The sequence below is a fragment of the Ancylomarina sp. YFZ004 genome (assembly GCF_054254355.1).
This window is the reverse complement of sequence record NZ_JBTCHQ010000005.1, coordinates 20,258-44,966: the sequence shown is the minus strand read 5'-3', so window position 1 is coordinate 44,966 and position 24,709 is coordinate 20,258. Positions and strand designations below refer to the sequence as shown.

Genomic DNA, 24,709 nt, shown 5'->3' with positions numbered 1-24,709 from the left:
CTATAAATACAGTTAAGCTTTCAAATTACGGGATACCAAAATTTCTTTAGAAGCATACAAGCCAAAAGTGATCATCGAAAAGAAAAATATAAAATCCTGAAGATCAAATATGCCTCTTGATATGGATTCAAAATGTGTAAACATGCTCAAAGAACTAAAAATACTCCCTGTCATACCCAGACTTGAACTGGCTATCGTTTCAAAAATTTGATGAAAGAAAATACCAATAAACAATGTGCTCAATAGGGCTATAATAGGGCTATCACTTAAACTAGAACAAAAAATACCCATAGCAATGTAGCTCATGCTCATCATCAATAAACCAATATAGCCCAGTATAATGGCAGGATGATCAACAGAGCCAATTGACCACAAGCTGATATAATAGATTAGACTTGGGGCCAAAGCCATTGATATCAGAATAAAAGTAGATGTGAATTTACCCAAAATGAGTTGCCAATAACTAATCGGTTTCGTTAGTAATAACTCTAAAGTTCCACCTCTTAGCTCACCCGTTAAAGATCTCATGGTGAGCGATGGGATAAAAAAGAAAAGTGACCAATAAGCTACTTTAAAAAAAATATTCAGATTCGCTTCACCTATAAAGAAAATATCATCTCCATAGATCCAAGTGAAAAATCCACTAAAACCTAGAAACATGATGATTAAAACATAGCCCATAAGAGAGTCGAAAAAACCGGCTAACTCACGTCTGGCTATTTGTATAATTTGATTCATATTGAGGATTCAGTTTAGGTTTTATTTTAAAAATTATCTTAATCGAGAAGATTAATGAGTTGTAAGTTCTCTAAAAATATCCTCAAGTTTGGTTTCTATTGGTGTTAGCTCAGTAATATAGTAATCGTTGGCGACACAGGTATTAAATATCTCTTTCACCGATGATGTATTTGGGTACGATTGAACTTCTAAATGCTGGCATTCAAAATCAAGGAAATCGACTGTTTCAACACTATCAATTTCCATTATCTTTTCAAAAATATCATTAATATCACCACCAGCAATGCCAACTTTTAATATTTCATTCCCTTGAGCCTGCTTTCTCATTTCCTCAGCCGTACCATCAACCACAACACGTCCGTTATTGATGATTAAAATACGATCGCAAGTTGCTTCAACTTCAGCAAGAATGTGAGAACTCAAAATGACAGTTTTCTCTTTACCAATTCGCTTAATTAGTTCACGTATTTCTACAATTTGATTGGGATCTAAACCTGTCGTCGGTTCATCAAGAATTAAAATATCCGGATCATGTATTAAAGCTTGGGCCAAACCAACTCTTTGTTGATATCCCTTTGAAAGTTCCCTTATCAACTTATGCTTTTCACCTTCTAAGCCACACACTTTCACCATATCTAGCAAGCGCTCCTGAATCAGGTGCTTCGGTATCTCATGGATTTTTGCAATAAATTCGAGAAAGTCAATAATATTCATATCCTGATACAAAGGATTGTTCTCAGGTAAATAACCGATATGTTTTTTGATTATTTCAGGATGTTCACGGACAGAATAGCCTCCTATTTTAATATCGCCTTCTTCTGGCAATATAAAGCAAGAAAGAGCTTTCATAGTTGTTGTCTTCCCAGCTCCATTAGGCCCTAGAAATCCTAAAACTTCTCCTGCCTTTACTCTGAATGATATGTTGTCAACCGCTTTTTGAGGTCCGTAACGTTTGGTCAGATGTTCAACTACAATATCCATAAGACGTATAAATGATTTAAACAAAAATAAAAAATTACACTCCGCATCAACATTCAAGCCCTATGTTTTAACATAAATTAACGGTGAAGTTTATTCCTTTGATAAATAGAAATGATAGAATATGTATCAAAAGTATGCAATGTAATCAAATCATAAATACTTGAGCTCATGTCATGAATTTTAGTGTTATTTTTACGAACAATTAGAATCAACACAAATAGAATGATTAAGGCTGTAATTTTTGATATGGATGGGTTATTAATTGACTCAGAACCTTTTTGGCGCATGAGTCAAAAGAATTTATTTTCTAAACGAGGTATCAACTTGAAAGAAGATGATTTTGAAAGTTTCATGGGCAAACGAATCGACGAAGTCGTGGCTATCATATACTCCAGATTTCCAAATCAAGATATAACACAAAAAGAAACCGCAGAAGAAATTGTTGACGGTGTTATAAATCTTGTCTTGGAAAGAGGCCTTGCTTTACCAGGTGTACAGTCAACTCTAGAGTCACTAAAAAAACAGAATTATAAAATAGGTTTAGCTTCATCATCTAACCTCAGAATTATAAAAGCTGTATTGAAAAAACTAGAGATTGAATCTTTCTTTGAGGTGGTTCATTCAGCTCAGTTTGAAGAATACGGCAAACCTCATCCTCAAATTTTTATTTCAACAGCTAAAATGCTCGAAGTATCACCATCGGAATGCTTGGTTCTGGAAGATTCTTTCCATGGTGTGATTGCTGCGCTAGCTGCCAATATGAAATGTGTGGCTATTCCTGATACTAAAGCCAATAATCTGAACCGATTCATTATAGCTGATCAAGTTCTAGAAAGCATGGAAGATTTTTCAATTGATAATCATAGCAACTAAACAGATTCGAAAACATACAAAAAGAGCACTTGAAAAATCAAGTGCTCTTTTTTTGTATGATTGTGAATCAGATAAAAACCTTTTTATTAAAGCTGCTTCAATAAATTAGCCATTTCAATTGCAGACATTGCAGCTTCGAAACCTTTGTTTCCAGCTTTAGTTCCAGCACGCTCAATTGCTTGCTCAATGCTATTAGTCGTTAAAACACCAAAGATTACTGGTACTTCTTGATCTAAAGAAACGCTTGCTACACCTTTAGTTACCTCACCTGAAACATACTCGAAGTGTGGGGTAGACCCCTTAATAACAGCTCCTAAACAGATAACAGCATCATATTTTCCAGATTTAGCTAATTTTTTAGCAATTAATGGAATTTCGAATGCACCTGGCACCCAAGCAACATCAACATCGTCTTCAGAAGCACCATGACGCTTAATTGCATCCAATGCACCTTCTAGAAGTTTACCTCCAATAAATTCGTTGAATCGTCCAGCAACAATACCAAACTTCAAACCTTCAGCAATTAAGTTTCCTTCAATTATATTCATCTTTTTTGAGATTTTGGATTAGAGATATGCGATTGGAATTATCCAAGCTAATATCTAAAATTCTATAGTTATATTATTTATTTACTTGATTCCATTTAGCATCCTGATGTAAGAGGTGTCCCATCTTTTCCATTTTGGTATGCATATAAAATTCATTCTTTTCGTGACAAGTCATTTCAATCTCTTCACGACCTACAACTTCAAGATTATAGCCTTTTAAACCCGAAATCTTAAGAGGATTATTCGTCATCAATCTTAGTTTCTTAACACCAAGGTCAGATAAGATAGCTGCACCAATTCCATAATCACGAAGATCAGCTTTAAAACCTAAAGCAATATTTGCCTCAACAGTATCCATGCCTTCATCCTGCAATTGGTAAGCCTTAAGCTTGTTCATTAAACCTATTCCACGACCTTCCTGACGCATGTATAATAAAATACCCTGTCCTTCTTTTTCGATACGACGCATTGCTTCTTGTAACTGATCGCCACAATCGCAGCGAATAGAACCAAAAGCATCACCAGTTAAACATTCTGAATGCACACGAACCAATACCTCATCAGTAGAGCTTATATCACCTTTTACAAGTGCAATATGATGCTCACCCGTAATTTTATTTACGTAGCCATGAGCTCTAAAGTCACCATGTTTAGTTGGCATTGCTGTTTCAGTAACCTTCTCAATCATCGTCTCAGTCTGACGACGATATTCAATTAAATCAGCAATAGTGATCATTTTCAAATCATGCTTCTGGATATATTCGCGCAACTGAGGCACACGAGCCATAGTACCATCCTCATTCATGATTTCGCAAATAACACCTGCAGGATACAAACCTGCCATACGAGCTAAATCGACAGCAGCTTCGGTGTGACCTGCACGAACCAAAACGCCATTTTTACGAGCTACCAATGGAAAGATATGTCCTGGACGAGTAAAATCCTCAGGTTTTGCATTACGATCAAAAACCAATTTAATGGTGTGAGCTCTTTCGTGAGCAGAAATACCAGTTGTACAATCGGCAGCATCGATACTTACAGTAAAAGCAGTTTGCTTTGCGTCCGTATTCTTCTGCACCATCATGTCAATATTCAGCTCATCCAAACGTTCCTGAATGATAGGCATACAAATTAAACCTCCAGCCTGACGGGCCATAAAATTAATTGCTTCTGGCGTTACCATTTCGGCAGCCATTAACAAATCACCTTCATTCTCACGATCTTCATCATCAACCACCACAATCATTTTCCCGGCTTTGATATCTTCTATCGCTTCTTCAATGGTATTAAATTTCATCTTGTATAGAGTTATATTGCTGTATTGTAATTTGATTATATCTTAAACTAGCTCCGCACTAGATCTTTGTTTTGTATTTAAAAAAAGCCATTCTCCTTAAGGAAATCCATACTGATATTGCTTTCTTCTTTCTCATCTTCCTTATGAAACATGAATTTCTCAATGTACTTAGCTGTCATATCACATTCCAAATTCACATGGCTTCCAATTTTCTTTGAGATGAGAGTTGTATCATCCTGAGTTAATGGAATGATTGAAACCTTAAATTGGTTCTCATCAACATAGGCAACAGTCAAGCTGATTCCATCAATAGCAATTGAACCTTTCTCAATCACATACTTAAGAATATTCTTAGGAGCTGAAATACTCACCCAAATGGCATTATCATCTTTGGTCTGAGAAACAATTTCTCCAACACCATCAATATGTCCACTTACCATATGACCACCCATTCTGTCACCAACTCGGAGAGCTCTCTCAAGGTTTACTCGAGATCCCTCTTTTTGCTTATGAAAACTGGAACGATTCATTGTCTCTGGCATCACATCAGCAGAAAAACTCTTTGAATCAAAATCAACAACCGTTAAACAAATACCATTGGTTGCGATACTATCACCTAGTTTTACGTCATCCATTATTTTATTTGCAGCAACAGTCAAACGAATTGAATTGCTGCCTTTTATCATGGCTTTTATATATCCTATTTCTTCTACTAGTCCTGTAAACATTCTCTTGTAGTATTTACTTTTTCACCTTAATAGATAACTTCACCAATCACTAAAATATCATCGTCTATATTTTCAAAACGAATATTTTGCAAATTCACAGCATCTTTCATCATTTCAATTCCATGACCTCCAACGGGCGTTTTTGCATCATTCCCTCCAATTATCTTTGGAGCAATATAAGCATGCACCTCATCAACAATTTGAGATTCTAAAGCAGCATAATTAAGAGTTGCTCCACCTTCCAGAAGAATCCCATCTATGCCCTTTTCTCCTAAAACCTGCATAAGCTGGTTCAAATCGACTCTTCCATTCTTCTCATCAATGATCAATACTTCATTTCCTAAGGCATTAATCTCATCAAGCTTAGTTTGATTAGCTGCTGATGTTACCGCAACAATTGTTTTTGCTTCGATCGTTGTATTCAATATTTTTGAATCCAAAGGAATTCTAGCTTGACTATCAACTACAATTCGAATTGGATTTCGTCCTCTTTTATTTCCTATCAATCGAGTCGTTAGAATGGGATCATCAGCAATAACAGTATCAACGCCTACCATAATTCCCATTAACTCATTTCTCAGCTCATGCACATTCGCTCTGGATAGTTCATTAGATACCCAACGAGAATCTCCTGTTCGTGAAGCAATTTTCCCATCCAATGTCATGGCCGTTTTCATGATTACATAAGGCTTCTTGCTTTGAATAAACTTCAAAAACACACGATTCATCTGAGTCAACTCTGCACTTAAAAAGTCAGATTCAACTTCAATACCATGCTCTTGTAATAGTTTTACTCCTCGACCTGAAACAAGTGGATTGGGGTCTAGCATACCAATGACAACACGAGCAATCTTATTATCAACAATAGCTTGAGCGCATGGCGGTGTCTTCCCATAATGAGAACAAGGTTCTAATGTAACGTATATGGTAGCACCTTCTACCGATTCCTTAGCAGATCGAAAGGCATTCACCTCGGCGTGAGGTCCACCAAATATTTCATGGTAACCTTCACCTATGATTCTATCGCCTTTTACAATAACTGCACCTACCAATGGATTGGGGTTTACACCACCGCATCCTTTAGTTGCCAAATCATAGGCCAACTGCATGTATTTATAATCCTGATCTGTTCTCAAAATAAATCTGCTTTAAGCAAAAAATAAAAAAGCCCCGAATAGCATAACTATTCAGGGCTTAATAATATCATCGACCAATGGGAATACCCCCAATGGAAACATCAATCAAATTGAAGTCTTGTTTTCTTCTTCCATCCAGACTGTACTGTCGGTACTGGAATCACACCAGTTCAATCTTTCGATTCGCGGACTATCACCGCCGGTCGGGAATTTCACCCTGCCCTGAAGAAACAATAAATATGTTGAAGCAGACTTGACGCCTTGCTTCGTTGCAAATATATATCTAATTGATTAGATATCACAATAGAATAATAAATTTGATTTTAGTCTTAAGAACATCTTTGAAAATTAAGTTCATTTCTTTTTTCACTTTTTAACTAAAGCTTGAGTCTGCATATCATTCAGATGTGCTATATTCGTGACTTAATAATATATTTCAACTCTAAATTCTTTATTAGTGACTGATCGCATTGTTATAATCCCAACCTACAACGAGAAAGAAAATATTGAAGCAATAATCAGGAAAGTTGTTTCTCTTGATATTGGTTTTGATATCCTAGTTGTAGAAGATAATTCTCCTGATGGCACGGCCAATATCGTTAAGAATTTACAGAAAGAATTCTCTCAACTTCATATTCTTGAGCGTAAAGGAAAACTTGGACTAGGAACAGCTTACATCGATGGTTTTAAGTGGTGTTTAGCTCGCCATTACAATTACGTTTTCGAAATGGATGCTGACTTCTCTCATAATCCTGAAGATCTAATTCGTCTACACGATGCTTGCGCAAATAAAGGCGGTGATTTGGCAATTGGATCACGTTACGTTTCGGGCGTAAATGTAGTAAATTGGCCAATGGGACGAGTTTTGATGTCATACTTCGCATCAAAATACGTGAGATTTGTGACTGGAATGAAAGTTCATGATGCAACCGCTGGTTTCATTTGCTATACACGAAAAGTTCTTGAAACTATCGAATTAGATCAAATCCGTTTTATCGGTTACGCTTTCCAGATTGAGATGAAATTTACGACCTGGAAATACGGCTTTAATATTATTGAAGTACCTATCATATTTACAGATAGAACTGAAGGCACTTCAAAAATGAGTGGTGGTATTTTTAATGAGGCTGTTTGGGGTGTTGTTAAAATGAAACTCCGTAGCTACTTTAGAAAGTACAAAAGATCATAATTCTCAAATAATGGTTTTGATAAACACAGACACTTCTTCTTAATAATTTATTGAAGAAGTTTTTTTCACGTCTGATATTTTGAGAAATTCAAAAGCTCATTAAAAGCGATAAATAGTGATTTTCATTTCGAAAATTCTTAATTTGCATATTATAGTCCCGACACTCTAAACAACCAAAATGATAAGTTTACTCATAAAAAATGCCTTAATTATAAATGAAGGCAACCAATTTATAGGATCTGTGTTAATTAAAGATGATCTGATTGAAGAAATTTACACAGGCTGTCCAGATAACATTCAAGAAGATTGGAAAATAATTGATGCATTTGGGAAATTATTGATTCCTGGTGTCATCGATGATCAGGTACATTTCCGCGATCCGGGTATGCCACAAAAAGGAGATTTGTTTACTGAATCGAGAGCAGCTGTAGCTGGAGGAACAACTTCGTTTATGGATATGCCCAATGTAAAACCTCAAACTCTGAGTCAGGAATTGCTTGAAGAACGTTATAAGCTTGGAGCTCAGAAATCCTTGGCAAACTACTCCTTTTATATGGGTGCTTCAAACACCAATTTGGAAGAAGTAATCAAAACGAATCCGAAAAATGTTTGCGGTATTAAAATATTTATGGGATCATCTACTGGTAATATGCTGGTTGATGACATCGATACGCTTTCGCAGATTTTCGAGAAGGCTCCTCTTCTTATCGCGACGCACTGTGAAGATTCGCCTATGATTGATGCTAATTTGGAGACTTATCGTGAGAAATATGGTGATGATATCCCTATGGATTATCATGGAGAAATTCGTTCAGCAGAAGCTTGTTATAAATCTTCGTCAAAAGCTATTGAGTTAGCTAAGAAATACAATACACGTCTACACATCCTTCACCTTTCAAGTGGAATGGAAATGGATTTATTCGATAATAAGATTCCTTCAAAGGATAAACGAATCACTGCTGAAGTTTGTGTGCATCACCTTCGTTTTAACGACACTGATTATGCAAGTAGAAAAGCAAGAATTCGTTGGAATCCGGCCATTAAAACTGCGGATGACCAAAATAAAATTTGGGAAGCTTTACTAGACGATCGTCTTGATGTGATCGCAACAGATCATGCACCACATACGGTAGAAGAAAAAGATGGTAACTACATGCAAGCTGCTGGTGGTGGACCTTTGGTTCAGCATTCTCTTGTATCTATGCTTGAGTTTGCTCACAAAGGTAAGTTGAGTATTGCTAAAGTAGTTGAGAAAATGTGCCATGCTCCTGCTGACGTATTCCAGGTTGAAAAAAGAGGTTATATCCGTAAAGGTTACTTTGCAGATTTAGTTCTTCTTTCTGAAGATGAATGGACAGTAAACAAGGAGAATATTCTCTATAAATGCGCTTGGTCTCCATTCGAAGGCGATAACTTCCACTATAAAGTCAATCAAACATTTGTGAATGGACAAATGGTCTATAACGAAGGGGAAATTGACGATAACTTTAGAGGGAAACGTCTAACTTTTACCAGATAATATCGATCCAAAATATTGGCGATGATAATTCATGTGGATTATCATCGCCAAATCATCTTTATAATTTTGTAATACACCAATATCTTTCATCATGAAAAAGGCAAACTCATTAATGTTAATGGCTCTGTTTGCCTCACTCGTTCTTACATCTTGTGAGTCTTCTGGTAGCCAAAATCCTAATAACTCATCTCCAATTCAAGGTCTGAATATTGCGAATCCTATCACTTATGAGGTTCTTATAAAGAATCCTGACATTGAAGATGATTGGCAATCGAAATGCCTGGAGAACACCGATATCAAATCAATGTCAAAAGATGTTATCAACGCAGTTATGGGTGGACGATTAAAAGCCTATGATTATTTTGACGATCATCTTCTCTCAAAATCTGAGATAAAGGCGATCCTTAAAAAGAACGGCAAGGAGAACAATATCGGTAACATCCAATTTAAAGAGGAATGGTATTGGAATAAGAAAGAACTTCAACTTCGAAAAAAAGTAAAATCCTTGATGTTTGGTTACGAAATATGTGACGAGAACAAGAAAGTTAGAGGATATAGAGCTAGTTTTGTGGTGTATTTAGATTAAAATTAGAAGATGTGTTAATTTGAGGATATGATGATTCATCAATGTGGACTCCCTCTAAAAAACATCAACTAAAAACAAGCACAGAAGAATTTAAGCTAAGATGATCAAAGAAAAACAGAGAGTATTATTTATAGATTCAACACACCCACGATTACTTGAAATGTTGGAAGAGGCAGGTTTCGACTGCCAATATACGCCTGAATTGACAAAAGAAGAAATGTTATCAATTTTCGATCAATTCGATGGTTTTATTATTCGAAGTAAATTCAAATTAACAAGAACAGAACTTGATAAAGCAACACGCCTGAAATTTATAGGTCGTGTGGGAGCTGGTCTTGAGAATATTGATGTGCCATATGCCGAAAGTAAGGATATAACTTGTTTCAATGCGCCTGAAGGAAATCGTGATGCTGTAGGAGAACATGCACTAGGAATGCTTCTATGTTTATTCAATAATCTGTGCCGATGTAATGCTGAGGTCGGTAAGGGTATGTGGAGAAGAGAAGAAAATCGTGGCTTGGAAATCAAAGGCAAAACGGTTGGAATTATTGGCTATGGCAATATGGGCAATGCTTTTGCACAACGCCTTAAAGGTTTTGGTTGCAAAGTAATCGCTTACGATAAGTACAAATTCGATTACTCAGTTGATTATTGTGAAGAAAAACAACTTCAGGATCTTTTCGATCAGTGTGATATTTTAAGCCTACATATCCCTCAAACTGAAGAAACCATGTTTATGGTGAACGATGACTTCTTGAATAAATTCAAGAAACCGTTTTTCTTAATTAACACAGCCAGAGGGAAGATTGTTAAAATTTCTGATTTGGTGAAGCATCTTAAAACAGGTCAAGTTCGTGGTGCATGTCTCGATGTATTGGAGTACGAAAAAACATCTTTCGAAGATTTACATGCCAATGAATTACCAGATGATTTCAAATATTTAATTGATGCAGAGAATGTGCTTTTAAGTCCACATGTTGGAGGTTGGACTCAGGAATCAAACATCAAATTATCTGAAGTTACTGCTCAAAAAATCATCGATAAATTCGCATAGATCTTATTCCCGCTGATCATGCATATCTGCGGGGAAACAAAAACTTATATAAAAGTAAAGCACCCCGAAAGAGGGTGCTTTTGTGCAACTACACACTTAATATTAATTCCGAATCAAACTTGTTCAAGCACAACGTCCTGATTTGATTTTTTATTAATATGTTCTTCTGAATTCGTTATATCAGCATTAGGCTTTGTTTTCCTAACCTGCTTAATAATGTGGCTAAATTTATACCCATCACATTTTTGTTTATCTGCTTTCATTAGAAGTCTTCCGGTTTCTGAAAGATCCTTTAAAAAACACCAAAGAAGTGTGTATTCAGTCATATTATTGACAACCAATTGTTTCTTATCTCTTATTTTCTCTTCCTGTAACAGATTAAGGCTATATGCTTTTCTAGTCATGCTATTAAGCTCAGCACCTAAAGCTTCGGTGAAACCTCTTTCTTTTAAAGCTTCCAGATTATTCGCTATGTTTTGCTCTACAACTTTTACTTTAGTGCAAACCCCTTCGATATTTCTTTTACGAATTTCTTTCTTAGCCTGCATCACACCAAAATCTGTAGCTTTTACTGTAAGAGCGGCATTCGCCCTTTTAGCATAGGCTGCAATCAAATCTAGGGTGGGAATAATCTCATCTACACACTGGTATAAATCTGACGTCTTTCTCTTAATTTCTGCTCTCAATCTTGGTGCTTGGGTCAAATTCAAAACCTTTATAATCTGGCTCTCAACTATCTCCAAAAATTCTCCCTTATACTCTGGAGAAAACTTCTCAAAAGCATTCCGATCACGCTCAAACATCTGCAAGAGTAACTCCCCTACTACTGGAAGTTCTTCTTGTCTAAATTTATAAAATGAAACACCCATTTAAAATAATTGATTTGAATTATACTGCTTTAAATAAAATCAATAATACATGATAACCAACGACTCCCACCAAACATCATTTCTCCCAAGATATCAATGTACGCTTAAAATCGAATTTTGCGTTCACAAACAAGCCAAACAGAACATTTGATAACGATTTTAAATCCTCCAACGACCCTTTAATGTCATCAGATGCACGCTTTTTACTATCAGTATGTAAAAAACCACCCTCCGCTAAGAACTTAATCTTTTACTGTAGACATTCAACAAGCTCCGATGATGATTAAATTAGATCCAATACTTAATTTTCACTATACGATCAAACTCTTTTATCCTCCACTATTCATCTTGAGAACTACATTTATCAAATCATTACTTCCCTATTAGAAAAACAAGTTCATAACAAAGATGATTTCTCATCCGATAAGCAATTTTGAATATCTACTGATGATATTTAACCCTACAGAAACTAATTTATCAACAAGAAAAATCAACATTCCAACTCTCTAAAGAAACAATCAAAGTAAGGTTAATTACATAAACGCTTCCAGAATACTTATTATCATAAGTACTCATAGAGGTGTGATGCAAACATAAGAAATCTATTTTAATATGTCTAATTATAGCTTTAGTTTAAAAAAGGAAATATTACTCAGGATAATCAATTATACTGAGCTTAGAGCATACATGATCTGAATCATTACAAAAGGAACACAGCACCAAATATCAGAATAGCAGAATACAACTACAGCTTCAAAACATACATAATAACGAATTAAAATAAGTTACAAAGGGAGCTTTAAAGGGATAAATAATTTAAAAGAATCCTTAAAAGTAAGGTCAATCAATATAAGGTATCGGATTCAACAAAAAACCGAAAATCCTATTTCTACAATTGAATCAGGATTCCCGGATGGAATTTTAAAGATTAAAACTTCCCTATATAAGCAGACTAAAAAATCACCTTAGCGATATCCCTTACACAGTTGCTCGCCATAAAAGAATAAAAGTGCAAAGATGGCACTCCATGTTTTATAAGCTCCTTGCTCTGATGAATTCCCCATTCGGTACCAAGAGCTTTTACATGTTCATTCTTTTTACATTTTCGAACTTCAGCAGCTAATTCTTCAGGAATATCCACCTTAAAAACTTGAGGTAAAAGATTCAACTGGCTAAGAGCAGAAATCGGCTTTATTCCTGGAATCAATGGAACCATAATACCTGCAGCACGAATTTTCTTTTCAAACTCAAAGAATTTCTGATTATCGAAGAACATCTGAGTCACAATATACTCAGCTCCAGAATCCACTTTTTGCTTTAAGTAAAATATGTCTGAGTCCAAATTTGGAGCACCTTCGTGCTTCTCAGGATATCCGGCGACTCCATACGAGAAGGGTGTCTCGAACGCTTCGGTATGTGTACCATCCAGATAATCGCCTCTATTCACTTGATTAACCTGCTCAATAAGATCAATGGCATAATTATGACCAGATTCCTTAGATGCAAACTCATGGCGCTTTGAAGAATCGCCTTTAAGAAGAAGGAGATCTTGAATATCAAGAAAATTTAGATCGATTAAAGCATTCTCAGTTTCCTCAGGTGTAAAACCCTGACAAATAACATGAGGTACAACGGTAACCTTATATTTATTCTTAATCGCAGCGGCCACAGCAACTGTTCCAGGGCGTTTATTGATCACTTTCTTCCGAAAAATTCCATTACCAGATTCTGCAAAAATAACCTCATCGCAATGAGACGTAATATTGATATACTTAGGATCGAATTCCTTAAGTTTATCAATAGTATTAAAAACTTTATAGATACTATTCCCCTTGCGAGGAGGAAGCAGCTCAAAAGAAAAATGTGTGGTTTTATTTTCTATGGCTTGGTTTATATGGTCAATTACTTTCATTTTATAGTTCAAAATATCAAGATGGTAGTTTTTAGTTATGGCTCTACCATCTTGACTGGTTAATAGTTAAAGTGCAAAATCTCATAATGATTTTAAATATTGTTGTGCTTGATCTTCACTCATATTCCTTCTTTTGGCGTAATCCTTAATCTGATCATCTTGAATTTTACCTATACTGAAATAAAGTGCATCAGGATGTGCAAAGTACAGACCACTTACCGTTGCGGTTGGGTACATGGCAAAATTCTCAGTAAGGGTTGCGCCAATATTATCTTCCACATTTAAGAAATCCCAAAGAACTTTCTTTTCAGAATGTTCTGGTAAAGATGGATAACCAAATGCTGGGCGAATACCCTGATATTTCTCACGAAGCTTCTCTTGGATTGTTAGGTCCTCGTTTGGAGCATATCCCCAATCTTGACTTCTAACTCTATCGTGAAGTAATTCGGTATAGGCTTCTGCCAATCTATCAGCAAGAATTTTAAGCATGATACTCTTATAATCATCCAAATCCTTGGCATATTCATCCAAACTTTCTTCAATGCCTAATCCTGCAGTGGCAACAAATGCACCAATATAGTCAATACGACACGATTCAACCGGAGCAACAAAGTCTGATAAACAAAGGTTACTTAAGCCTTTAGTAAACTTCTCTTGCTGGCGTATATTAGTAAATCGAGTCAACTCTGAACTTCTTTCCTCATCGGAATAGATGATAATATCATCACCTTTAGAATTGGCTGGGAACATTCCAAAAACGGCTGCTGCTTCAATCAGATTTTTCTCCTCAATCTCGTCCAACATCAAATTGGCATCGTCGAATAGTTTTTTAGCCTCCTCCTTATATTGTGCATCTTCCATAATTTCAGGATACATGCACTTCAGCTCCCAAGCCACAAAAAAGAAAGTCCAATCGATATACTTACGTATTTCGCTTACTGGTAAATTGCGTTCGACCTGCAAGCCAAGTTTATTCGCCTTATAAATAGGAGATGTTTTCCAATCAATTTTCTCTTTATTAGCACGAGCCTGTTCTATGGTGAAATACTCTGCAGGTTTTTCTTTAGCATAAGCCTCACGAATATCATCGTACCTAATGTGAACCTCTTTCAAATAGGTTTCTCGCTTATCTTTATTGCATAAACTTTTGAATACACCAACCGATTTTGAAGCATCGCTAACATAGACCACGCCACCCGAATAGTTGGGTTCGATTTTCACTGCTGTATGCAATTCTGAAGTTGTTGCACCACCTACCACCAAGGGAATAGTCAAACCCAGACGTTCCATCTCTTTAGCGACGAAAGCCATCTCTTCAAGCGATGGTGTTATCAAGCCACTTAAACCAATAGCATCGACATTTTCAGCCAGTGCTACTTCTAATATTTTAGAACAGGTCACCATAACACCTAGGTCGATAACCTCGAAATTATTGCAACCCAATACAACACCAACAATATTTTTACCGATATCGTGAACGTCACCTTTAACAGTTGCCATTAGAATTTTGCCAGCATTACTTGCTGCTAATCCTTTTTTCTCCTCTTCGATAAAAGGTTGAAGGTAAGCCACTGCTTTTTTCATGACTCTGGCAGATTTAACCACCTGCGGCAAAAACATCTTTCCTTCACCAAAGAGATCACCAACAATATTCATCCCATCCATCAAAGGACATTCAATCACTTCAAGAGCTCTCGGATAGAGCTGACGAGCTTCTTCAGCATCGGCATCGATATAATCCGTTATTCCTTTTACCAAAGAATAAGATAAACGCTCTTTTACAGGCTTCTCTCTCCAAGCATCAATCTTCACTTGGGTTTTGCCTTCCGATTTCACATTCTCGGCAAACTCAATCAATTGCTCTGTAGCTTCAGTATGACGATTGAGAACAACATCTTCAACTCGCTTTAGAAGTTCAGGTTCAATCTCATCGTAAATCTGCAACATTCCCGGATTAACAATACCCATATCTAGACCTTCCTTTATGGCATAATAAAGAAAGACAGAATGCATGGCCTCGCGAACCATATTATTCCCTCGAAAAGAGAACGATAGATTACTAATCCCGCCACTAATCTTCGCATATGGTAGATTGGCCTTAATCCAAGCTACCGTTTTAATAAAATCGACAGCATAATTGTTATGCTCCTCAATTCCTGTAGCAATAGCCAACACATTTGGATCAAAAATGATATCCTCAGATGGGAAATTGACAACTTCGGTTAATATTTCATAAGCTCTTCCGCAAATTTCGATGCGTCGCTCATATGTATCAGCCTGACCTTTTTCGTCGAAAGCCATAACCACAACCGCGGCCCCATATCTTTTTATCTTCCGTGCATGAGCGACAAATTCAGCCTCACCCTCTTTCATAGAAATAGAGTTAACCACACATTTACCTTGCACACATTTTAAACCTTCTTCAAGAACCGACCATTTTGATGAGTCAATCATGATAGGGACACGAGAAATTTCAGGTTCAGAAACCAAAAGCTTCAAGAAAGTAACCATTTCTACCTCAGCATCCAGCATGGCATCATCCATGTTTATGTCGATAATTTGAGCTCCATTCTCAACCTGATTACGAGCAATTGATAAAGCCTCTTCGTATTTTTTTTCACTTATCAATCTGGCAAATTTTCGAGAACCTGCTACGTTAGTTCGTTCACCGACATTTACAAAATTCGATAGCGAGTTAATTCTTAACATCTCCAATCCACTCAAACGGGTTTCGGGTTCTATAGTAGGTAACTGACGAGGCTTTTCACCTTTCACCGCCTCAGCCAATGCGCGAATATGCTCAGGTCTTGTACCGCAACATCCACCCACAATATTAATCTTCTCACCCTTCAATAGAATATGAAGGTCAGAAGTCATTGTTTGTGGCGTTTCGTCGTACTCGCCTAATTCGTTTGGTAAGCCTGCATTGGGATACACACTCACATAGACTGGAATCAGCTTATCTAATTGTTCGATATAAGGAACCAGATCCTTTGCTCCAAAAGCACAATTAAGGCCTAAGCTTAAAAGTCGATCCGATTTCATCGAAGTCACAAAAGCCTCGAGTGTTTGACCCGAAAGTGTTCTTCCACTATTATCCGTAATTGTACCTGAAAGCATAATAGGCATATCAAGCCCTCTCTCATTGAGTATCTCATCAGCAGCAAAAACAGCAGCCTTAGCATTCAGTGTATCGAATATGGTTTCTATCAATAAAACATCAACCCCACCATCAATCAATCCATTAATTTGCTCAGTATAAATCTTAACCAAATCATCAAAATTCACATCGCGATAACCCGGATCTTCAACCTTAGGCGACATGGATGCTGTTTTATTGGTAGGTCCAATTGCACCTGCTATCCAACGTGGAATTGAAAGATCTTCCTTAAGAATTTCATTGACAACTTCACGGGCGTTCTTAGCCGCTTCAAAATTTAATTCGTAAGCCAAATCTTCCAATCCGTAATCGATAAGCGAAATAGCATTGGAATTAAACGTATTGGTTTCAATAATATGAGCTCCTGCTTTCAAGAAATCTTTATGGATTGATTTAATGATCTCAGGCTTAGTAAGTGTCAATAAGTCATTATGCCCTTTCTGATCAAATCTCGAATTGGCAAAACGCTCTCCACGAAAATCAGATTCAGATAATTCAAAAGCCTGAATCATGGTTCCCATCGCTCCATCCAACACCAAAATCTGATCCTTTAATCTGTCCTTTATCGATGTCATCTTATTGTTTTTTATCTTGTAAACAGCAACAGTTCTCAAGAGGTGTTTCCTGACTGCCTTGACTTAGAAATATAGCGGTATTCTTATTTTTTTGCTCAATTAATATCTGATGATTTTGAGTAATTTCAGCAATCGTATCAGGTGTATAATGTCGAATTGTTATCAACTCCAAACCATCTTCGCGTTCTACATCATATTTTAATTTCAGATCATCAATTAAATCATTGATGAATCGGAAAGAATGGCTAACACAAAACACAAAGCTCACGGCGGTATTCTGCGTAAAGTTCAGTTTTACACCATACTTATTAATTAAAGAAAATACGAAAAACAAATCGTTCTCGCCAATAAAAGAAAAGTTATGAGGCTTGATACTGATCAAAACCTGCTTCTTCTTTACTATAAAGTTAGGCAATAATGGCTGAGGCAGTTCCCCTTTTGTGATTAAAGTACCTTCTTCTTTAGGCTTAATAAAAGATTTTACCCGTAAAGGAATTTCTTTTGCCTGAAGAGGCTTGATTGTTTTAGGGTGAATCACACTTGCTCCATAATATGACAACTCAATAGCTTCTTGATAAGGAATCAAATCGAGCTTGGTTGTATTAGAGAAGTAATCTGGATCGGCATTTAAAACACCCAGAACATCTTTCCAGATAATCATTTTTTCTGCATTCAGAATATAAGCTAAAATAGCTGCCGTATAATCAGATCCTTCACGACCTAAAGAACAGGTATTCCCTTTAAAATCAGAAGCAATAAAACCTTGTGTGATATAAAGTGAGTTATTCTCTGTTTTGAATCTATCTTGAACTTTTTTCTCCGAACTATCCCAACGAATATTAGCATCACGGTATTTGTCATCAGCATCTAAGCAAGTTCTTATATCAACCCACTCATTAACTTGTCCTGTTTTATTTAAGTAAGCCGAAACTATAGTCGTTGATAACAATTCTCCATATGCAATTAGCTGATCGTATTCAAAATTGAAAGACTCACTAAAAGGTTTAGATAATCGATGCTCAATTTCTAAAAAAAACGACTGAAGTTTATCTAATAAATCTTGTGGGAACTCATCGAATAAATCAAGCGTAAGAGTTAAGTGTTTTGCCTTCAATTCTTCCAACAACGCGTTAACATTAGCTTTCCCTGAGTAATGTGCATCAATAATTCCCTCTAACAAATTGGTCGTATTACCAATTGCAGAAACCACAACCGCTAGAGGTTCTTTAATCTCTCCTATAATTTTACTAATATTTTTTATGGCAGCTGCATCTTTTACTGATACCCCTCCAAACTTATATATGATCATGTTAATGTGATGAATTGTGAATGTGTAAATGAGTAGAAAAGTAAATGTGTCATCTGAACTTATCAGATAAATTCACATTATACCTAATTATTCATCTGATAATTATTAACAAGAAAAAATTATTCATCACCCAAATAGGCCAGGAAAATATCCTTATCAATCAACTGATTCTTAATCTTCATCAGACTTGAAAGATTGATCTTACCTATAACATAGTTGAAATCTTGCCCGGTTAGCGATTCACTAACTTCAGTAAACTCAAAAAGATCTAAATCTTCCTTCTGGGTATACCTCAGGTAAATCTGAACTGACATATCATTGGTATATTCCAGACCTCCATAATACTTCAACTTCTTATATTCATACTTGTAATTATAAGCCAAAGCTGTAATATCTGAAAGCACTGCCGATCCTGTTGGATGAGAACCCGCTCCTTTCCCATACATAAACTGATTGTCGTAGAAATTTCCTTGAATTAAAACGCCGTTATAGTGATCTTCTACGGTATAAGCATGCTCTGTAGGTTTTACAAACTTGGGTGCAACCAATAAATTCACATGATTTCCATTCACCTTAGTTACTTTACCAAGTAAACGAATTTTGTAGTCTTTCTGAGAAGCCAGCTGAATATCGTGAGCAGATAATCTTGAAATACCAATATTAAATACCTGATCGGGGTGAACAAATAATCCAAATCCGTGAACAGTGAGAATGATTAACTTATAAAGCGTATCGAAACCTTCAACATCAGAAGTTGGATCACTCTCAGCAAAACCTAAATCCTGCGCTTGCTTTAAGGCTACATTATAATCAAGGTTTTCATTAAAAATCTTAGTCAAAATATAGTTCGATGAACCATTCAAAATACCACTCACTGATTGAAGTAGATCATTGTCGTAATACTCTTCCAGATTACGGATGATAGGAATACTACCACAAGCCGATGCTTCGTAAAGGAATGAAACCTTATTCTCCCATTGCAGTTGAATCAACTCTTCAATATGATAGGCTAACATCTTTTTATTTGCAGAAACAACATGCTTCCCATTCTGAAGAGCCGTTTTCACGATACGATAGGCTTCATCAGCATCATCAATTAATTCAGCAACAACATTAATTTCAGGATCATTCAAAATATCATCAGGATTCAAAGTCAAAACCTCTGGTGCTAAATCACGTTCTTTCGATGGATCTTTCACGCAAACTTTTACAATTGAGGCATCGAGCCCCTTAGAGTTTTTCAAAACATGAGCCAAACCAGAACCCACAACTCCAAAACCAAATACACCAATTTTTAATTTCTTACTCATTACAATGTTCTATTTATAAAATGATTGAATAACCTTTGTTAATTGTTTTTGTTCCAATAAAAACCCGTCGTGTCCATATAAAGAACGAATCTCAGCATATTGAGCTCCTTGAATATTTTGAGCAACAAATTTTTGTTCTGCCACCGGGAATAATAAATCGGACTCAACTCCAATAACCAAAGTCTTCACTTTAATCTGACTTAATGCATGAGCTGGTGAAGTTCGCCCTCGTCCTATATTATGCCCATCCATTATTTTTGACAACTGCCAATAGGAATAAGCATTGAAACGATTAGCCAACTTCAGTCCTTGGTAGTTTTGATAAGAACTAGCTTTAAAATCATCCTGCTTATCATGTTCAGTTTCACTTTGCGTATCCTGATAGGTCTGATAATTCCGATAACTCAATAAAGCAATCGATCGTGCCGTTTTCATCCCTTCCAAACCTGCTTCATTTGTTGATTCCTTCCAAGTTGGATCAACTGCAATGGCCATTCTTTGCGATTCGTTAAAGGCAATTCCCCAAGGCGAATGCTGTGCATTACTGGCCAGAAAAACCAAATGCTCCAAATGTCCATTCAAATTGTAAGCCCATTCTAAAGCTTGCATCCCTCCCAGAGAGCTTCCAATCAACGTATGAATTTTTTCAATTCCCAATTCGATTCGTAATAATTCGTGAGCTGCAACCAAGTCACGAACTGTCAGTTGTGGAAACTCATGGTAAAATGGTTTTCCTGTATTTGGATTTTCGCTTAAAGGCCCCGTACTGCCATAACAAGATCCCAAAACATTAGCACAAACAATAAAGTGCTCCTTGGGATTAAAGAAATCTTCTTCGCCAAACAAGCCTGCCCACCAATCAAACACATCAGAATTGGCTGTGAGAGCATGGCAAACCCATATCACATTATTCTTCTGAGGATTATACTCCCCATAAGTGTGATAAGCAATGGTGATACCTTCGAGTCGTTCTCCGGACTCCAAGACTAAACCAGCTTTATAATTGAAATATTTTGGATTCACTTTGTTTTGTTTTTATTGTATCAAACTATACTATGCAAAAGGGTTTTGAAGAAGGCAATCCAGTTGGTCTAAGTTTTTATGAAGACTCAGACTAACTGAAATTGTTGCCACTAATCAACTATCTCTAATATTGCCTTCTCTACAGATTGTTTGATATCTGCTTTTATATCTTCAATATGCTCGATACCCACTGAGATTCTCAATAGTCCTGGTTCAACTCCGGAGTCTTTTTGTTCTTCCAAACTCAACTGCTCATGTGTTGTTGAACTTGGATGAATGATTAAGGTTTTGGCATCTCCAAGATTGGCAACATGAGAAAGTAGTTCGACTCCATCTACCAATTTGTCAGCAACTTCTTTTCCTCCTTTTACTTTAAAAGTCAGAACTGATCCAGCTCCTTTCGTAAAGTATTTCTTTGCTCTTTCATAGTATGGACTAGATGGTAAACCAGGGAAATTCACTTTTTCAACCCAATCTTGTACCTCTAACCATTTTGCTAAAGCATATGCATTTTCAACATGACGATCAAGACGAAGTGATAATGTTTCTAATCCTTGCAACAACAAGAATGAATTGAATGGACTTTGCGAACAACCATAATCTCTTAAGCCCTCAACTCGAGCACGAATTGCAAAAGCAATATTTCCAAATGGTCCATCCGAACCAAAAACATCCCAAAATACAAGTCCATGGTAACCATCAGATGGTTCAGAGAATTGAGGGAATTTCCCATTGCCCCAATTGTAATTTCCACCATCAACAATTACTCCTCCTACTGCGGTTCCATGCCCACAAATCCATTTGGTTGCAGATTGAACAACCACATTTGCTCCATGATCAATCGGGCGGAAAAGGTATCCTGCTGCTCCGAGTGTATTATCCACGATCAGTGGCAAATCATACTTTTTGGCAATAGCTGAAACCTTTTCAAAATCAGGAATTGAGAACTTTGGGTTAGGCAAAGCTTCTACATAAATCGCTTTGGTATTCTCATCAATCAAGGGCACAATTGTTTCTGACTCATCGATATCAACAAATCGACATTCAATACCTAAACGTTTAAATTGAACTTTGAATTGATTATATGTTCCACCGTAGACCTGAGCAGCACTCACAAAATTATCTCCGCACTCAAGAATGTTGGTTAAAGCTAAGAACTGTGCAGCCTGACCAGATCCTGTTGCTACTGCAGCAACACCGCCTTCTAGAGCAGCAATTCGCTTCTCGAAAACATCGTTAGTTGGGTTTTGTAAACGGGTATAAATATTTCCAAATGCTTTCAAACCAAAAAGGTCTGCTGCATGCTTCGAATCGTTGAATGTATAGGCTGTAGTTTGATATATAGGTACCGCTCTCGAGTTTGTTGTTGCATCAACTTCCTGACCTGCGTGTATTTGTAGTGTTTCGTATCTTAAATTCTTAGACATAGCTATCTTATTTTTTGGATGGAGTATTCCCCTTAAGAAATATCACTTTCCGATTGTCTTAATATGGATTTGAAATAATAAGGTGAGTGTAGGTATACTGACTCACATTGGCACAAAAACTTAGCAGTTTGAGGTACAAGGTAGTTAAGCCTATAAAGCTTAATTAAAAAAGATTGTACAATTCTAAATCCTAATCAACTAGATTAGAAAGAATAAATCACAAAATGTAAAGGTTTTTGAGTTCCCGCATCGGAGTTATTTTATACGCACTAGCATCTAAAAAAGGGGAAATTTTATAGACAGAATGCGTTACAGCATACGCATCATCATTTGCATTCGCATCACCTGTGTAGATGTGCTATGGGATTGCAAATGTAAACTTAGCTCTTGAAGAGCTACCTGATGGATGTAATGATTTTCTGTCTTCATAGTTTCTAATTTATATTCACCAATTACTTGGTCAGGATTTGACACCTTTCGGTTTTGGTACCGCGGTTGTCAGAAGGTCACAGAGCCTGTCTCTCACTTCTTCTGTATAAATTATGGCCTCTAAAATCGAGGTTTCTTCTCTTATAACTGTGAGCAAATGTAGATATGTTTTTTTAATATCCAAATCAAACATCCTCACTTCATCTCTAAACAAGCAATTTCAAACGACACTATTCAGCTATATTACAGCACGATAACACACTTTGTTATTTTCTGAAATTAAAATCACTGACAGCTTACACCTGTGTAGAATGATAATTTATACCAAAATAGGCTGTAAAGTTGGATATTGATATTCAATCACATCCCAAGCGGCAATAGGAAAACACCTCACGTGACACTGAAAAATTGATAAATTTAAGGATCATATAAGCCCAAGTCCTATATCAATTTAGAGCAAAAAATCTCAGGAAATATAAATCAATTATAATCCTTATAATACAACCAGACAATATACACTGCTTCAACTCGTTATATACCAAACCTCTAAATTTATTATATGATTATGATACAGTCTAAGATTCAGCTTAAGTTACTATTATTATTCCTGACAATCATACCATTTTCCGTGGCTAATGCACAGAAACAAACTCCTTTTAAAGAAAAAACAGACTTCCAATTTATGACAGGATTAAACAGAGGATTTGGTTTAGGTGCAAATCTAGTGTTTAATAATTTTTCAGAAGATTTCCCTTTTGATATTCGACTGGGGGTTGGATATACATGGTTAAATCCTGGTAATTCATCGGATGCTCGTCGTATTTTTATTAATAATGCAACAAATGGTGTTCCTGAGGAAAAAGGGCATAATATTGATATGAGAATTGACTTATTAAAGCCAATTACCTTGATGGGGAATTCATCATCATACTGGTTTATAGGGCCTCGCTACTCGAAATTTAAAGGAAATTTTAAATATATTGGGGGCAATGAAGATTTCGACGTGACCTCCTCTCAATATGGATTTGGTGGCGGACTAGAGAGTCACTACAAAATCTCGGACAATCTAAAACTAGTGATTACCGGAGGATTAGACTACTTTCTATCAGCTAAATTGAAAGGTCATGATACAGCATATTATCCTGATAATGATAACGTAAATGCTCGCACAAACGAAGATACTGATACTAAGTTCCGATATAAAGACGCCAACAAAGCAATCGATCAACCAAAATGGATGCCTCGATTGCTAGTTGGAGTTCAATTGGATTTATAGATCAGTCAAATCCATTTCATAGCTGCCCCTATCTCTATTTTGGCACCATACTAAAGTGGCTTAAGTTTGAGATTAGAATCAGTTAATCTCATTTGCATCTTTTCTTTCGTATATTGATCGCGATTCTGAACCTAAAATATCAAACGATGAATATCCAAATCCGTCCTGAACACAAAAATGACATATCTGCCATATCAACGCTAAACGACATGGCATTTGGACAAGAAGCTGAGGGAAATTTAATCGTCAAGCTAAGAAAGAATCAAAACTTCATTAAAGATTTATCTTTGGTTGCTTGTATGGGAAATGAAATTATTGGACACATTCTTTTTAGTAAAATTGCTATAAAAAATGATACAGAAGAATTTGAATCTTTAGCTCTAGCTCCAATGGCAGTTATTCCTGAATTCCAAGGCTTAGGAATTGGTTCTCAATTGATAAATAAGGGACTACAAAAAGCCACAAAACTAGGTTACAAATCAGTTGTTGTTTTAGGCCACGAAAACTATTACCCTCGTTTTGATTTCAAACCAGCAAGTCAATTTCAAATCACATGCCCTTTCGAAGTTCCAGATGCCAATTATATGGCTATTGAGTTACAAAAAGGGAATCTTGATAGTGTTTCTGGATGTGTCGTTTATCCAAAAGAATTCAAGAATTTATAAATTACAATAATTTCATATTATTGTAAAGATTCTAACAAACAGTATTTTCTATTAAGCATATAATACAAGCTAATTAAAGTAGCCTTTCTGCATAGAGTACGAAAC

At 36.2% G+C, this 24,709-nt stretch carries 20 protein-coding genes and 2 riboswitches; of the genes, 7 read left to right on the top strand and 13 right to left on the bottom strand.

Annotated elements, in window-relative coordinates; genetic code table 11:
- Positions 1-12: 12 nt before the first annotated feature.
- Positions 13-738 (bottom strand): ABC transporter permease, encoded by a 726-nt coding sequence (locus ACXR6G_RS09735; RefSeq protein WP_458361236.1) that lies wholly within the window; start codon positions 736-738, stop codon positions 13-15.
- Between the two features lie 51 nt (positions 739-789).
- A complete protein-coding gene (locus ACXR6G_RS09730; RefSeq protein ID WP_458361235.1) occupies positions 790-1,719 on the bottom strand; it encodes an ATP-binding cassette domain-containing protein in 930 nt (309 codons plus the stop codon).
- Between the two features lie 222 nt (positions 1,720-1,941).
- Here ACXR6G_RS09730 and hxpB point away from each other — a divergent pair, with 222 nt between their 5' ends.
- Complete coding sequence (gene hxpB, locus ACXR6G_RS09725) at positions 1,942-2,592, top strand: hexitol phosphatase HxpB (RefSeq protein ID WP_458361234.1); 651 nt, start codon at positions 1,942-1,944, stop codon at positions 2,590-2,592.
- Between the two features lie 86 nt (positions 2,593-2,678).
- Here hxpB and ribH read toward each other — a convergent pair whose 3' ends face one another.
- The 4 genes from ribH to ribD form a co-directional block, all read right to left on the bottom strand.
- A complete protein-coding gene (gene ribH / locus ACXR6G_RS09720; RefSeq protein WP_458361233.1) occupies positions 2,679-3,140 on the bottom strand; it encodes a 6,7-dimethyl-8-ribityllumazine synthase in 462 nt (153 codons plus the stop codon).
- 73 nt (positions 3,141-3,213) lie between these two features.
- A complete protein-coding gene (locus tag ACXR6G_RS09715) occupies positions 3,214-4,437 on the bottom strand; it encodes a bifunctional 3,4-dihydroxy-2-butanone-4-phosphate synthase/GTP cyclohydrolase II (protein WP_458361232.1) in 1,224 nt (407 codons plus the stop codon).
- 77 nt (positions 4,438-4,514) lie between these two features.
- Positions 4,515-5,165 (bottom strand): riboflavin synthase, encoded by a 651-nt coding sequence (locus ACXR6G_RS09710; protein WP_458361231.1) that lies wholly within the window; start codon positions 5,163-5,165, stop codon positions 4,515-4,517.
- A gap of 26 nt (positions 5,166-5,191) precedes the next feature.
- On the bottom strand, positions 5,192-6,301 hold the full coding sequence (gene ribD, locus ACXR6G_RS09705) for a bifunctional diaminohydroxyphosphoribosylaminopyrimidine deaminase/5-amino-6-(5-phosphoribosylamino)uracil reductase RibD (protein ID WP_458361230.1): 1,110 nt from the start codon (positions 6,299-6,301) through the stop codon (positions 5,192-5,194).
- Between the two features lie 119 nt (positions 6,302-6,420).
- Positions 6,421-6,535, bottom strand: a riboswitch (FMN riboswitch).
- Positions 6,536-6,758: 223 nt separating this feature from the next.
- On the opposite strand from ribD, the gene ACXR6G_RS09700 reads away from it, so the two are divergent.
- From ACXR6G_RS09700 to ACXR6G_RS09685, 4 genes are all read left to right on the top strand, one after another.
- Positions 6,759-7,490 (top strand): polyprenol monophosphomannose synthase, encoded by a 732-nt coding sequence (locus tag ACXR6G_RS09700; protein WP_458361229.1) that lies wholly within the window; start codon positions 6,759-6,761, stop codon positions 7,488-7,490.
- Between the two features lie 178 nt (positions 7,491-7,668).
- The gene (locus ACXR6G_RS09695) at positions 7,669-9,009 is read left to right on the top strand and encodes a dihydroorotase (RefSeq protein ID WP_458361228.1); all 1,341 of its coding nucleotides are present in this window, start codon (positions 7,669-7,671) and stop codon (positions 9,007-9,009) included.
- A 91-nt stretch (positions 9,010-9,100) separates the two neighbouring features.
- Positions 9,101-9,595, top strand: a complete 495-nt coding sequence (locus ACXR6G_RS09690) for a hypothetical protein (RefSeq protein WP_458361227.1) — start codon at positions 9,101-9,103, stop codon at positions 9,593-9,595.
- Positions 9,596-9,695: 100 nt separating this feature from the next.
- Entirely contained in the window at positions 9,696-10,649 is a 954-nt protein-coding gene (locus ACXR6G_RS09685) for a 2-hydroxyacid dehydrogenase (RefSeq protein WP_458361226.1), read from the top strand.
- Positions 10,650-10,762: 113 nt separating this feature from the next.
- Here the strand turns inward: ACXR6G_RS09685 and ACXR6G_RS09680 are convergent, their stop codons facing one another.
- From ACXR6G_RS09680 to ACXR6G_RS09650, 7 genes are all read right to left on the bottom strand, one after another.
- Positions 10,763-11,518 carry a hypothetical protein gene (locus tag ACXR6G_RS09680; RefSeq protein ID WP_458361225.1) on the bottom strand — a complete coding sequence of 252 codons (756 nt, stop codon included), beginning with the start codon at positions 11,516-11,518 and terminating at the stop codon, positions 10,763-10,765.
- Positions 11,519-12,470: 952 nt separating this feature from the next.
- Positions 12,471-13,430: a methylenetetrahydrofolate reductase gene (locus tag ACXR6G_RS09675; protein ID WP_458361224.1), complete on the bottom strand. Its 960-nt coding sequence runs from the start codon at positions 13,428-13,430 to the stop codon at positions 12,471-12,473.
- A gap of 81 nt (positions 13,431-13,511) precedes the next feature.
- Entirely contained in the window at positions 13,512-17,165 is a 3,654-nt protein-coding gene (gene metH, locus ACXR6G_RS09670; RefSeq protein ID WP_458361223.1) for a methionine synthase, read from the bottom strand.
- A 1-nt stretch (position 17,166) separates the two neighbouring features.
- On the bottom strand, positions 17,167-18,474 hold the full coding sequence (locus ACXR6G_RS09665; protein WP_458361222.1) for an aspartate kinase: 1,308 nt from the start codon (positions 18,472-18,474) through the stop codon (positions 17,167-17,169).
- Between the two features lie 119 nt (positions 18,475-18,593).
- Positions 18,594-19,784 (bottom strand): homoserine dehydrogenase, encoded by a 1,191-nt coding sequence (locus tag ACXR6G_RS09660; protein ID WP_458361221.1) that lies wholly within the window; start codon positions 19,782-19,784, stop codon positions 18,594-18,596.
- 9 nt (positions 19,785-19,793) lie between these two features.
- Entirely contained in the window at positions 19,794-20,807 is a 1,014-nt protein-coding gene (locus ACXR6G_RS09655; protein WP_458361220.1) for a homoserine O-acetyltransferase family protein, read from the bottom strand.
- Between the two features lie 110 nt (positions 20,808-20,917).
- Entirely contained in the window at positions 20,918-22,234 is a 1,317-nt protein-coding gene (locus tag ACXR6G_RS09650; protein WP_458361219.1) for an O-acetylhomoserine aminocarboxypropyltransferase/cysteine synthase family protein, read from the bottom strand.
- Between the two features lie 436 nt (positions 22,235-22,670).
- Positions 22,671-22,776, bottom strand: a riboswitch (SAM riboswitch).
- A gap of 452 nt (positions 22,777-23,228) precedes the next feature.
- Between ACXR6G_RS09650 and ACXR6G_RS09645 the strand changes: the two genes are divergently transcribed.
- Positions 23,229-23,939: a hypothetical protein gene (locus tag ACXR6G_RS09645; RefSeq protein WP_458361218.1), complete on the top strand. Its 711-nt coding sequence runs from the start codon at positions 23,229-23,231 to the stop codon at positions 23,937-23,939.
- Between the two features lie 146 nt (positions 23,940-24,085).
- The gene (locus ACXR6G_RS09640; RefSeq protein WP_458361217.1) at positions 24,086-24,604 is read left to right on the top strand and encodes a GNAT family N-acetyltransferase; all 519 of its coding nucleotides are present in this window, start codon (positions 24,086-24,088) and stop codon (positions 24,602-24,604) included.
- Positions 24,605-24,709 lie beyond the last annotated feature (105 nt).